Below are 13,359 nucleotides of genomic sequence, written 5' to 3'. Positions count from 1 at the left end.
AATACAAAACCGTCTACTTCGATTCTCCCGAAGCTTCGGGACGGACGATGCCTCTGAAACCTTCAAGGAAACTTGGAGGTTTTTTTATTGTGAATTTTTAGAAAAAATTGATTAAAGATATTGCAAAACCGTCTACTCCGATTATCCTGAAGCTTTGGGACGGACGATACCTCTAAAACCTTCAAGGAAACTTGGAGGTTTTTTTATTGTAAATTTTTAGAAAAAATTAATTAAAGGTAATACAAAACCGTCTACTTCGATTCTCCCGAAGCTTCGGGACGGACGATGCCTCTAAAACCTTCAAGGAAAATTTTGGGTTTTTTATTGTAAATTTTTAGAAAAAACTATTAATTCTCCTCAGAATTTATAGTTTCAATAATCATTATTTTAATTGGATTTATTCTGGAATAACAACAATTATCACAATGTTTGTCTGGTTTTAAATCTTGAATCTCAAAAATAGAATTAATAGGAAGTTTGTCAATTAAATCAATTACTTCTTTAGTGAATTTTGTTCCTTCAATTACAATACTCTTATTACCAATCTTAACTACAAATTGATCTAAATTAATATTTAAATCGTACAGAAAATCTTTAGGAAAATCAATAGAAATTGTGGCATTTTTAAGTTCATCTTTAGACATTAAAATTATCGATTGATGGCTAATTAATCCATTAATTGCACCATAAGCTTTTGGTATGTTTTTTATTCTAAATTTATATACTTCTTTTTTAGTAGAACCATCATTTAAAACAATATCTATAATAATAATAGATTCAATTCCTGAACCAGGAAGTAATTGATATTTACCTTCTGCATATTTGTATAACCCAATTCCTGAAGCTGTAAATGATTTACAATTTGGAACTGCAATTGAGATAAGATTGGGTAATCCACGATAAACAACATTGACTTTTTCTAATGAAACAACACTACTATTTGAAGTTTTTAAATCTATATTTTGATACATTACATGGGTTGTATCGATTGATTCAACTGTATATACTTGAGGTACAACAACCGAAATGGTATCATTTTGTCCGTAAAATGAAAGTGAAAAAAATAATAGAAATAAACTTATTTTTTTCTGCATAAAAAAGATTATTGTTTGTTTTCTAGCTTTTCAGCTGCTTTAGTAACAATTTGCTTGTCTTTGGGTAATAACCCTTGGGAAAGAATAAAAACACCTGAAATTATTAAAACAACGCTAATAAACTTTTTAATAAGTAGAATGTTTTTAGGATTTAATTTAGTACGTAATTGTTTGGCTGCTAATATTTTAAAAATATCGGTAATAAAATACATGGTAACCATTGTGGCTAAAAAAGTAAACATTCGAGTTGGATCTAATTTTAATCGAGGCCCAATTGTAATTAAAATTAATAACCAATAACCAAGTACTCCAACATTAATAAAATTAAGAAAAAACCCTTTTATGAATAAAGTAACATAATTGTTTTTAGCTAATTCTGCTGGGTCTTCTTCATCAATACTTTTTTCTGCTTTTTTATTCTTTATTAACGTAATAATGCCATAAGTAAGCATCACTAATCCACCAAAAATAAATAAAGCAGGATCGTCTTTTATACTTTGTATTAACCTATAACTACTAAAATAAGCTATTAAAATGAAGATAACATCGGCTAAAACAACACCTAAATCGAAGATTATAGCTGCTTTAATTCCTTTTACAACACTGGTTTCTAGTAGTACAAAGAATACTGGACCAATCATAAAACTCAATATAAAACCAGGAAGAATAGCAGCAGCAATATCTTGTAACATAACTATTTTTTAACGTAAATTTATTCTGCAATTTAGAATTTAAAATTTAAAATCTAAAATAAATCTACTTCGCTTCCTCAATTGTTCCTCCAGCAACGATTTTTTGGTTGATTTCTTTTGGCTTTCCGTAAATGGTAATATCGCCACCAGCACGCACCTTAGCGTCCACTAAATCGGTAGCATAAACATCGGCTTCACCTCCTGCATTTGAAGTGATAACCGTTTGATTTGTAATGAGTTTATCCGCTTCATAAGTACCGCCCGAATTCACTAAAACATCTTGATTGGTAGCTGCTCCAGTAACTGAAATTGAAGATCCATTAGCGACTCTTGCCGTTAATTTACTAACATCAACTTTTATTTTTACTTGTGAACCTTCTTTGGCTTTTATATCAAATGAAGTCGATTTAAAAGTTGCTTCGCTAGCAATTCTAGAACCTTCATTAGCCTCTACAGCCTCTATTTTTTTGTAATAAACGGTTGCTGAAATATTATCACCAGAAAGTAATTTTGTTAACGGCATTCTGATTTTTAATTCACCGTTTTTATTGACTAATTCTACTTCTTCAGCACCTGAACCCGTAAGTACTACTTTGGTTTCATTTCCTGGAACTAAAATCACATCAATTTGATCAAAAGCAGTTACCTTATTAAAATCACCTACTTTTTTTTCGGTTTGACTGAATGCTACCGAACTGAATACTAATAAACTAAAAAATATTTGTTTCATAATTATTCATTTTTTCTGATGAACGTAAAATCTAATTGTTTTTTTACCAAATCAGCATTTTTTACTTTAACGTAAACTTCGTCGCCTAATTGTAGTAAACTCTTAGAAATTTCACCTACTAAAGCATATTGTTTTTCATCAAATGTGTAATAATCGTCTTTTATTTCTCGAATTCTACACATTCCTTCACATTTATTGGATACAATTTCTACGTAAATTCCCCATTCGGTAACTCCTGAAATAACACCCAAAAACTCTTCGTCTTTGTGATCTTGCATGTATTTAATTTGCATGTATTTAATCGAATCACGTTCGGCGTTGGTAGCTAAACTTTCCATATTGGATGAATGTTCACATTTTTCTTCATACACTTCTGCAGAAACTGATTTTCCGCCATCCAAATAATATTGCAGTAAACGATGTACCATCACATCGGGATAACGTCTAATAGGTGATGTAAAATGGCTGTAGTAATCAAAAGCTAATCCGTAGTGACCAATATTCTCGGTAGAATATTTGGCTTTACTCATGGTTCGAATGGCCAACGTATCGATTAAATTCTGTTCTTTCTTTCCGTTAACATCGGACATTAATTGATTTAACGATTTAGAAATAGTTGCCTTTTCTCGTAAATCTATTTTATAACCAAATTTAGAAATCAAGGCTTGCATCGCAAAAAGCTTGTCTTCATTAGGTTCGTCGTGAATTCTATAAACGAAAGTTTTCTTTTGTTTTCCAATAAATTCGGCTACTTTTCTATTGGCTAAAAGCATGAATTCTTCAATCAAATGATTGGCATCTTTCGAAACTTTAAAATAAACACCTTCAGGTTCACCGTTGTCATCCAAATTGAATTTCACTTCGACTTTATCAAAGGAAATTGCACCATTATTCATTCTATTTCTCCGAAGAATTTTAGCCAATTCATCCAATTTTAAAGTCGCTTCTGTAATTGCATCGGAAGCTTTATATTCTTTTCCAGTTAAAGAAATTTCAGCTGGAATAGTGGCTGCTTTAGTTTCAATTATCACTTGTGCTTCTTCATACGAAAAACGTTGATCCGAATTGATAACCGTTCTTCCAAACCATTGGTTGATAACTGTTGCTTTGTGATCGATTTCGAAAATAGCCGAAAACGTATATTTTTCTTCCTTCGGACGAAGCGAACAAGCAAAATTAGACAACACTTCGGGCAACATCGGAACTACTCGATCCACTAAATACACCGAAGTAGCTCTATTATAGGCTTCATCATCTAGAATGGTTCCTTCTTGCAAATAATGCGACACATCGGCAATATGAATTCCGATTTCGAAGTTGCCATTTTCTAATTTTTTAAACGATAAGGCATCATCAAAATCTTTAGCATCTTTTGGATCAATTGTAAACGTTAACGTATCACGCATATCACGACGCTTTGCAATCTCTTCGGGATGAATGGCAGTATCTAATTTTTGGGCGAAAACTTCTACTTCTACCGGAAAATCATACGGCAAACCATATTCGGCAAGAATCGCGTGAATTTCAGTATCGTGTTCGCCGGGTTTTCCTAAAACTTTGATGACTGAACCAAAAGGTGAATCGGCTTTTTTAGGCCAATCTTCAATTTTAACCACCACTACATCACCGTTTTCGGCACCAAAATATTTGTCTTTCGGAATAAAAATATCAGTATACATTTTCGCATTGGCGGTAGATACAAAAGCAAAATTTTTCTGAATGTCAATCACACCGACGAATTCGGTTTTACTTCTTTCCAAAACTTCAATCACTTCACCTTCGGGTTTTTTACCACGACGACGATTGTAAACATAGACTTTAACTTTGTCTTTATCTAAAGCATGATTCAAATTATTGGTCGGTATAAATACATCGTCCTCAAATTCGTCGCAAATAAAATACGCCGTTCTTCGAGACGTCATATCGATCGTTCCTTCATAATAATCTTGCGAAACAGCTTTCACTAAATATTTTCCAGGTTCGCTTTCAATAATTACTTTTTGAGCGGCAAGTATTTTTAAATCTTTAATGATTTCGTTTCTACTTTTAGTATCATTCAATTCAAGAACAGCACATATTTGCTTGTAATTAAATGGTTTATTGGCGTTTTTAGATAGTATTTTTAAAATCTTTTCAGAGAACGTTTTGGCTGGTTTTCCAAACTTTTTTGGCATTTTACTCATAATTCATTTATAATAAAGTTTAAAATTAGTGAATAGTACGCTGTAAATAGTAATTAGAGACAATATTTATCTAAAATATAACTTTTGTACCTTTATAAAAAAATCAAAATGACCGAATTTGAAACGATTGCTGTATTCAATTTTCCACACGAAATCATTGTGTTAAAATCGATTTTAGAACATAAAGGAATTCCATTTTTATTTCAAAACGAGAATTTAGTTTCAGTAAATCCTATGGCGAGCTATGCCTATGGCGGCATTCAGCTAAAAGTGCATCCCAACGATTTTGAAAAAGTACAAGAAATTTTAGATAACTTAAATACCAATTTAGAAATAGTATAAAATCTATATTCTAATCTCTTTGTTCTATTTTTTAAAATTTAAAGTTTTCAACATCTATTAAAAGCAACAAAAAGAAATTTTAAATTTTAATTAATTTATAATGGTTATTATAGCGTGTTAATTAGTAGCATAACTTTAATTTTTAAAAGTTGATTTTGTAGTTGTGCTTTTTTATACCGATTTATTAACATAGTTTTAAGAAAGTAATTCATTCATTTTTAAGCTAATTTAGAAATTCATCAACAGTTGTTAACAAGTAAAAAAACAAACTTTTTGTAGATAACTTTGGTTGTTCATTTCTGTTGAAAAACATAAAAATAGTATTGATAACTTTTCTAAAAAAAGCCCAAACTAAATTTGATTTTCTCGTTTCAATTTTTGATTACAAATTATACGCACACCACCAAAAAAAACTTCTAATTTTCTATCCAAAGTTGTTAACAAAAGCTGTTAATTTAAAGTTAGCTGAATATCAACGAATTGTAAATCGCTATTAACAATTAAAAAATTTAACATTTGAATTACATAAAATGCAATGATTTTCAATTACTTATAAAAATATGTTATCAACACAATTTCGTTATACAAAGTAAATCAGGTAGTTATATTTTTACTAAAATGAAAACGATATCCTAATAAGTTTGATTAAATTTGTGCACACAACTACAATATAAAAAACTATGAAAATCTCTATCGGAAACGATCACGCAGGACCAGATTATAAAAAGGCTATTGTTGCCTTTTTAACTTCAAAAGGACACGAAATTTTAAACCATGGAACCGACACTTTTGATAGTGTAGATTATCCCGATTTTGGGCATCCTGTAGCGATCGATGTCGAATCTGGAAAAGCCGAGTTCGGAATCGTCATTTGTGGTTCTGGAAACGGAATTGCGATGAGCGCCAACAAACATCAAGGTATTCGTGCGGCACTTTGTTGGACCAAAGAAATTTCGGCGCTAGCGCGCCAACACAATAATGCGAATGTAGTAAGCATTCCGGCGCGATTTACCTCTATTCAACAAGCCGTAGAAATTGTAGACACTTTTTTAAATACTGAATTTGAAGGCGGAAGACACGCTACACGTGTAGCTAAAATTAGTTGCTCATAAATGGCACACGATCATTCACATATTCACATCCACAAACACGAAGTACAAGGCAAAAATTTAGTCTATTCTATTTTGTTGAATTTACTCATTACCATTGCTCAAATTATTGGCGGCATTGTTTCGGGTAGTTTGGCACTTATTTCTGATGCACTTCACAATTTTTCGGACGTACTTTCATTAGGATTTAGCTTGATAGCTCATAAATTATCGCGTAAAAAGGCTACTGAAAACAATACTTTTGGATACAAACGTGCCGAATTGATAGCCGCTTTTGTAAATGCTTCAACCTTAATTATTGTTGCTTTCATCCTTATTTATGGCGCTATCGGACGCTTTATACATCCGAAACCTATCGAATCGAGTTTGGTCATTTGGTTGGCTATTTTAGGAATTATTGTCAATGGTGCTTCGGTTTTATTACTACAAAAAGACGCCGATCACAACATCAATATGAAATCGGCATACCTGCATTTATTAACCGATATGATGGCTTCCGTTGCCGTTTTAGTAGGCGGATTGCTAATGAAATTTTACGGTTGGTTTTGGGTAGATAGTGTCATGACTATTGCTATTGCCATTTATTTGATAGTGGTTGGCGCCAAATTAGTAATCGAATCTACTAAAATGTTGATGCTGTTTACTCCCGAAAGTATTGATCTTGGTAAATTGGTTGATGAGGTTCACAAAATTCCTGGAGTGAAAAAATTGCACCACATTCACATTTGGAATTTAAACGATGAAGAACTCCATCTTGAGGCACATTTAGATTGTATGCACGATATTAAAATGAGTGAATTCAATGAACTTTTAGAGCAAATTGAACACGTTTTATTCGATCAATTTCATATCAATCACATCAACATTCAACCCGAATTCGAAAAACAAGATCCTAAAGACAGCATCGTACAAGATTAATTAATTACATAATGACCAACATTCAATTCCTTCAAAGCCAAGTAAATACTTCGCCCAAAAATATAGAAGCAACGTTGAAATTGCTTTCAGAAGAGTGCACCATTCCTTTTATTTCACGCTATAGAAAAGACCAAACCGGAAATTTAGATGAGGTGGTTATTGAACAAATAGCCAAACTATCTAAACAGTACGACGAAATCGTAAAACGCAAAGAAAGTATCTTAAAAACTATTGAAGAGCAAGGTCAATTATCACCAGAATTAAAGAAAAAAATCACAGAAAGTTTCGATTTACAAGAAATTGAAGATTTGTATTTGCCGTATAAAAAGAAGAAAAAAACGCGTGCCGATGTAGCGCGTGAAAACGGCTTAGAACCATTAGCTAATTTGATATTAGCGCAAAAAAATGATGATGTCGATTTTTTGTCAACACAATTCATCAACAAAAATGTACCCAACGAAGAGGAAGCTTTGCAAGGCGCAAGAGACATTGTTGCCGAATGGATTAATGAAAACATTGCTGTACGACAAAGTTTGCGACGCTTGTATGCTAAAAAAGCCGTGATAGAAACTAAAGTCGTAAAAAAGAAAGCCGAAGAAGAAGGCGCTCAAAAGTTTGCTCAATATTTCGATTGGTCAGAACCGTTGTCAAAAGCACCATCTCACCGATTACTTGCTATGCTTCGTGCCGAAAACGAAGGTTTTATAAAACTTAAAATCGAAACAGATCTTGATGAAACGTATGATGTAATAGACGAATTGGTAATTAAAAATAGTAATTCGCCGTCAATTTCTCATGTTCAATTGGCCATTGAAGATAGTTATAAAAGATTACTTCATCCTGCTATTTCAAACGAGACTTTACAGGAAGCCAAAGCCAAAGCCGACATCAAAGCGATAGATGTTTTTGCCGGTAACTTGAGTCAGTTGTTGTTAGCGCCACCATTGGGAGAAAAGCGAATTTTAGCCATCGATCCTGGTTTTAGAAGCGGTTGTAAAATTGTTTGTCTGGATGAAAAAGGCGATTTATTATACAACGAAACGATATATCCGCACCAGCCACAAAACGAAACGGCCATGGCGATGAAAAAGATAAAATCGATGGTCAATGCCTACAACATCGAAGCGATTTCTATTGGTAACGGAACCGCCAGTCGTGAAACCGAATTTTTCATTAAAAAAATAGCTTTTGACAAACCGGTTCAAGTTTTTGTGGTTTCAGAGGCTGGAGCTTCGGTTTATTCAGCCAGTAAAATTGCACGTGATGAATTTCCAAATTACGATGTAACCGTTCGTGGTTCGGTTTCTATTGGCAGACGACTTTCTGATCCGTTGGCTGAGCTGGTAAAAATCGATGCGAAGTCAATAGGTGTAGGGCAATACCAACACGATGTAGACCAAACTAAACTGAAAGAAGAATTGGATACAGTTGTAGTGCGTTGCGTCAATTCGGTTGGAATTAACATCAATACCGCCAGTAAATCGTTGTTGAGTTATGTGTCGGGAATAGGAGAGAAGATGGCCGAAAATATTGTGGCATATCGTACCGAAAACGGTCCTTTTGAAGATCGAAAACAAATCAAAAAAGTACCGCGTTTGGGTGAAAAAGCCTACCAACAAGCGGCTGCATTCGTTCGAATTCACAATGGAAAAAATCCATTAGACAATTCTGCGGTGCATCCTGAAGCCTATCCAATTGTGGAAAAAATGGCTAAAGATTTGAAGATTTCGGTTAACGAATTGATTGCCAATAAAGAGAAAATAGCGTTAATTCAACCCGAAAAATATACCAACGAAACCATTGGAATTCTCGGAATCAAAGACATTTTAAAAGAGTTAATAAAACCCGGACTTGACCCAAGAAAAGCGGCCAAAGTATTCGAATTTGATCCCAATGTAAAAACAATCAAAGACGTTAAAACCGGAATGATTTTACCCGGAATTGTCAACAACATTACGGCTTTTGGATGCTTTGTAGATATTGGTGTTAAAGAAAGTGGTTTGGTACACATTTCACAGCTCCAAGCCGGTTTTGTTTCCGATGTGAATGAAGTCGTAAAACTCCACCAACACGTTCAGGTCAAAGTAGTTGAGGTTGACGAAGACCGAAAACGCATTCAGTTGACGATGATTTTATAAAAAATAAAAAATCCCAAATTCCAAGTTTAATCGGAATTTGGGATTTTTGCTTTAAAATAACTAAAGTTATTCTTTTGTATCTTCTTCTTTTTTAGAAACAGTAGGTTGATCATCTTGAGCGGCTTTTTTAAATTCTTTAACGCCACTTCCTAATCCTTTCATTAATTCTGGAATTTTTTTACCTCCAAAAAGCAATAAAGCAACACCTAAAATAAGCAATACATGCATTCCTGTAAGCTCTAAAAATATAGTTAAAAAGTTCATAGTCTTTTAAATTAGAAATAATAATATGCAAATGTAAAAAATAAAAACGGAGTTCAGCAAATATTTCACGTTAAAGAACGTTAAAAAGCCAAGTTCGAATTGGAACTAATTTCTATATTTGTATAATAATCAAATTCATGTCTGAAAAACGCCTCAAAAAACAGTTATTAAAGAAGAAACTCTTCACTAAGAACCGATTGGTGATTTTGAACGAAGATACTTTCGAAGAAATCTTTTCTTTGAAGTTAACTTTGATGAATGTTTTTGTGGTGGCTTCCATCGGCGCCATATTGATTATTACGGTTACAACCTACATTATTGCCTTTACGCCTTTACGCGAATACATTCCGGGATATACGTCAACCAAACTCAAGAAAGACGCTACCGAATTGGCTCTAAAATCGGATTCACTGGAATTTGCCATCAAAAAAAACGAATTGTATTTAGAATCGATTAAAAAGGTTTTGAACGGTAATTTACAGTATGCCAAAGTCAATAAAGATTCTATTTTGGCTATAAAAGAAGATACGTTACCCGATTTGCAATTGACCGCAACCGCATCGGAATTAAAGCTTAGACAACAAGTTGCCGACGAAGAAGAGAAAGTTAAAGAACAAGAAAAAACTTCAAAAAAGAAGCATAAATAATGTCATTAAAATCATTTGCAGCCAAAATATTTGCCAAATCCATCCACAAAAAAACTCAAAAATGGGCTTCAAATCCTGTAGAAACCCAGCAAAAAGTGTTTCTTGATTTGATACGTCAAGCAGAAAACACGCAGTTTGGAAAAGACCATAATTTTGCCAAAATCAAAACCACTGAAGATTTTGCGCAACAGGTTCCCATTCGCGATTACGAAGAACTGAAACCCTATATAGACCGAGTGGTAAAAGGTGAAGAAAACATTCTTTGGAAAGGAAAACCACTTTATTTTGCTAAAACGTCGGGAACCACTTCAGGTGCTAAATACATTCCGCTTACGAAAGAATCGATGCCGTTTCATATAGAAGCCGCTCGAAATGCCATTCTCAATTACATTCATGAAACAGGTAAAGCCGATTTTGTAGATGGCAAAATGATTTTCTTGCAAGGCAGTCCGATTTTAGAAGAAAAGAACGGTATTAAACTCGGAAGACTTTCTGGAATTGTAGCGCATTTTGTTCCGAAATATTTACAGAAAAACCGTATGCCCTGTTGGGAAACCAATTGTATTGATGATTGGGAAACCAAAGTGGATGCTATCGTTGAAGAAACGATTAACGAAGACATGGCAGTCATTTCGGGAATTCCGTCTTGGGTGCAAATGTATTTTGAAAAACTACAACAAAAAGGAGGAAAGCCTGTTGGAGAACTCTTCAAAAACTTCAATTTGTTTATTTACGGTGGCGTGAATTATGAACCGTATCGTGCTAAATTTGAAAATTTAATAGGAAGAAAAATCGATTCGATTGAACTCTTTCCAGCATCAGAAGGATTTTTTGCGTATCAAGGTTCCCAAACCGAAAAAGGAATGTTACTGTTATTAAATTCGGGAATTTTCTATGAATTTGTAAAATCGGAAGAATTCTTTAGGGAAAATCCTAAGCGTTATACTATTGGTGAAGTAGAATTAGGTGTAAATTATGTTTTAATCATTTCCACTAATGCCGGTTTATGGGCATACAATATTGGTGATACCATTCAATTTAAGAGTTTGAAACCGTTTCGAGTTATCGTTTCGGGTCGAATTAAACATTATATTTCGGCATTTGGTGAGCATGTTATCGGAAAAGAAGTGGAACACGCTTTGCAACAAGCGATGGAAAACACCAACATTCGGGTGAATGAGTTTACTGTAGCGCCACAAATTGCTCCAGAAACTGGTTTACCGTATCACGAATGGTTCATCGAATTTGAAAACCAACCCAATAATTTAGACGAATTTGCGTTAGCTATTGACCATGCTATGCGCCAACAAAATGTGTATTACGACGATTTGATTGTGGGTAAAGTATTGCGAACCTTGGTGATTACTAAAATTTCCAAAAACGGTTTTCAAGAATACATGAAATCGATAGGGAAATTGGGCGGTCAAAACAAGTTACCACGATTGTCTAACGATAGGAAAATAGCTGATTTTTTTGAGAAAAAAGAAAAAAGATGATAGAGAAAAGGCTATGGTTTTTAGTTGTTTTACTTAGTTTTTCGGTTGCTGCTCAAATAAAAGGCGTTGTTAAAGACAGTGTAACCGGCAAGCCAATTCCTTATGTAAATATTTGGGTAGAACATGAAAATAGTGGAACAACTTCGAGAGAAGACGGGACATTTGAAATAAAAACGGCAAAAGACAAACCTTTGTTTTTCTCCATCATTGGATATCATTCTAAAAAAGCAAATTTAAATTCTAAAAACGAAGTGCTGCTTAGTCAAAAGAGCATCGAATTAGAAAATATTGATATCATTACATTAAAAAAATCGGAATCTTTATTGGTTGGAAAATCGGTTTTTAGAAGAATTACCCATTTGCAAGGAAAATATCCGCAGATTTTAGCCAAAAAATTTGACTATGACACCATTTACAAAAGAACTCCTTATTTAAAAGAGATTGAAGTTTTTACCCAATCAGAAATTAAAGACGCAACCTTTAAACTTAGAATCTTACTTCATGATAGTGTTTCAGATTTACCTGTTATTGATTTAGTAAACGAAGACATCATTGTAAAAGTTAAAAGAGGTAGAAATAAAACCCAAATAGACGTTTCAAAATATAAAATAAAGTTCCCTGAAAAAGGTATTGATATTGGTCTAGAAAGTATGCTTATAGAAAGCAATAAGTATATTTATTCTTATAAATACAACGGACTGAATTACGATACAGAACTGTATGCGCCAGCTATAATTTGCAATAACTCAGAAGAAGAAAAGTCGTATGTTTTTTTAAATAACGAATGGATGAAAAGAAAACTAACCTATTTAGAAAGAGAAGGGCAGTATTTAGTGTTAGAACCAGCCATAAACATCATATTAACAAATTAATGAAAAATTTTTACCTATTACTTTTAGTACTCTCATCAATGGTTTCCGCCCAAATAAAAGGCGTGGTTAAAGACAGTGTAACTGGTAAGCCAATTTCGTATACCAACATTTGGGTAGAAAACGAAAATATTGGTGTAAGTTCTGAAGAAAATGGGGATTTTTCCATTAATACAAAGCCAACTAAAAATTTGGTTTTTTCGGCTTTAGGCTATGAGAAAAAAGTGGTTAAAGCTTCAGAGGCAAATGTGGTCCATTTGAATCCGAAATCATTCCAATTGGAAGAAGTGGTAGTGACCAAAAAGCTTGAAACGAAAGTCATCGAAATAGGAAAAAGTAAAACCACCATTTACCAAGCCTTTGACAACGGGCCAAGAATAGACGTGAAATTCTTTCCGTATTATCCAAAGTATAAAAAGACCAGAAACATTAGGCAAGTTACGGTCGAAACCGACAGCAAAATTGACGATGCCACCATTAAAATTCACTTCTACAGTGTGGATGCTAATGGTTTTCCAGGCGAAGAATTGTTGGCAAAAGATTTTGTGACTACCGTCAAAAAAGGTGTAAATAAAAACATTTTTAGCCTGTCTAATTTCAATTTAAGAATGCCTAAAAAAGGACTTTTTGTGGGATTTGAAAAATTGATAATAGAGAAAAATAAAGTTGAAACGACGGTGACCGATTTCAATTCGAATGTCACTTCAATCAAAAAAAGTTACTTTCCGTTGGTGTTATACAATTTTGAGGAACGCGACTTTATGTTTTCTTTTTCAGGAGGAAAATGGAACAAAGACATCAAGTATGACAATAACGGATTGCCTATTAAAATGATGGTTTATGAACCAGCAATTAACCTTATCCTAACCAACTAAAC

General features: G+C 33.4%; 13 protein-coding genes. 8 read left to right on the top strand and 5 right to left on the bottom strand.

The genetic code is table 11. The annotated features are described in order from the left end of the window. Positions 1–347: 347 nt before the first annotated feature. The 4 genes from ACODSI_RS08080 to rnr all read right to left on the bottom strand — a co-directional run bounded on the left by ACODSI_RS08080 (position 348) and on the right by rnr (position 4,699). Positions 348–1,094 (bottom strand): hypothetical protein, encoded by a 747-nt coding sequence (locus ACODSI_RS08080; RefSeq protein WP_488916329.1) that lies wholly within the window; start codon positions 1,092–1,094, stop codon positions 348–350. Positions 1,095–1,102: 8 nt separating this feature from the next. Next, complete coding sequence (locus ACODSI_RS08075) at positions 1,103–1,786, bottom strand: LysE family translocator (protein ID WP_488916328.1); 684 nt, start codon at positions 1,784–1,786, stop codon at positions 1,103–1,105. Between the two features lie 64 nt (positions 1,787–1,850). Continuing rightward, positions 1,851–2,516: a head GIN domain-containing protein gene (locus ACODSI_RS08070; protein ID WP_488916327.1), complete on the bottom strand. Its 666-nt coding sequence runs from the start codon at positions 2,514–2,516 to the stop codon at positions 1,851–1,853. Between the two features lie 2 nt (positions 2,517–2,518). Next, a complete protein-coding gene (gene rnr, locus ACODSI_RS08065; protein ID WP_488916326.1) occupies positions 2,519–4,699 on the bottom strand; it encodes a ribonuclease R in 2,181 nt (726 codons plus the stop codon). 108 nt (positions 4,700–4,807) lie between these two features. Between rnr and ACODSI_RS08060 the strand changes: the two genes are divergently transcribed. From ACODSI_RS08060 to ACODSI_RS08045, 4 genes are all read left to right on the top strand, one after another. Next, a complete protein-coding gene (locus ACODSI_RS08060) occupies positions 4,808–5,041 on the top strand; it encodes a DUF2007 domain-containing protein (protein WP_488916325.1) in 234 nt (77 codons plus the stop codon). A 680-nt stretch (positions 5,042–5,721) separates the two neighbouring features. Next, the gene (gene rpiB / locus ACODSI_RS08055) at positions 5,722–6,153 is read left to right on the top strand and encodes a ribose 5-phosphate isomerase B (RefSeq protein ID WP_488916324.1); all 432 of its coding nucleotides are present in this window, start codon (positions 5,722–5,724) and stop codon (positions 6,151–6,153) included. Beyond that, positions 6,154–7,068 carry a cation diffusion facilitator family transporter gene (locus tag ACODSI_RS08050; protein WP_488916323.1) on the top strand — a complete coding sequence of 305 codons (915 nt, stop codon included), beginning with the start codon at positions 6,154–6,156 and terminating at the stop codon, positions 7,066–7,068. An 11-nt stretch (positions 7,069–7,079) separates the two neighbouring features. Beyond that, positions 7,080–9,206, top strand: coding sequence for a Tex family protein (locus ACODSI_RS08045; RefSeq protein ID WP_488916322.1), 2,127 nt, complete (start codon positions 7,080–7,082; stop codon positions 9,204–9,206). A 66-nt stretch (positions 9,207–9,272) separates the two neighbouring features. Here ACODSI_RS08045 and tatA read toward each other — a convergent pair whose 3' ends face one another. Further along, entirely contained in the window at positions 9,273–9,470 is a 198-nt protein-coding gene (gene tatA / locus ACODSI_RS08040; RefSeq protein ID WP_488916321.1) for a twin-arginine translocase TatA/TatE family subunit, read from the bottom strand. A gap of 137 nt (positions 9,471–9,607) precedes the next feature. On the opposite strand from tatA, the gene ACODSI_RS08035 reads away from it, so the two are divergent. From ACODSI_RS08035 to ACODSI_RS08020, 4 genes are read left to right on the top strand one after another with little or no spacing between them, the layout of a single operon-like run. Further along, positions 9,608–10,117 carry a peptidase gene (locus ACODSI_RS08035; protein ID WP_488916320.1) on the top strand — a complete coding sequence of 170 codons (510 nt, stop codon included), beginning with the start codon at positions 9,608–9,610 and terminating at the stop codon, positions 10,115–10,117. Continuing rightward, entirely contained in the window at positions 10,117–11,613 is a 1,497-nt protein-coding gene (locus ACODSI_RS08030; RefSeq protein WP_488916319.1) for a GH3 auxin-responsive promoter family protein, read from the top strand. Before ACODSI_RS08035 ends, ACODSI_RS08030 begins: the two co-directional genes overlap by 1 nt. Continuing rightward, positions 11,610–12,485: a carboxypeptidase-like regulatory domain-containing protein gene (locus ACODSI_RS08025; protein WP_488916318.1), complete on the top strand. Its 876-nt coding sequence runs from the start codon at positions 11,610–11,612 to the stop codon at positions 12,483–12,485. Before ACODSI_RS08030 ends, ACODSI_RS08025 begins: the two co-directional genes overlap by 4 nt. After that, positions 12,485–13,357, top strand: a complete 873-nt coding sequence (locus ACODSI_RS08020) for a carboxypeptidase-like regulatory domain-containing protein (RefSeq protein WP_488916317.1) — start codon at positions 12,485–12,487, stop codon at positions 13,355–13,357. Before ACODSI_RS08025 ends, ACODSI_RS08020 begins: the two co-directional genes overlap by 1 nt. Positions 13,358–13,359: the final 2 nt, after the last annotated feature.

The organism is Flavobacterium sp. FG139 (assembly GCF_057809695.1).
This window is presented reverse-complemented; position numbering and strand designations above follow the sequence as displayed.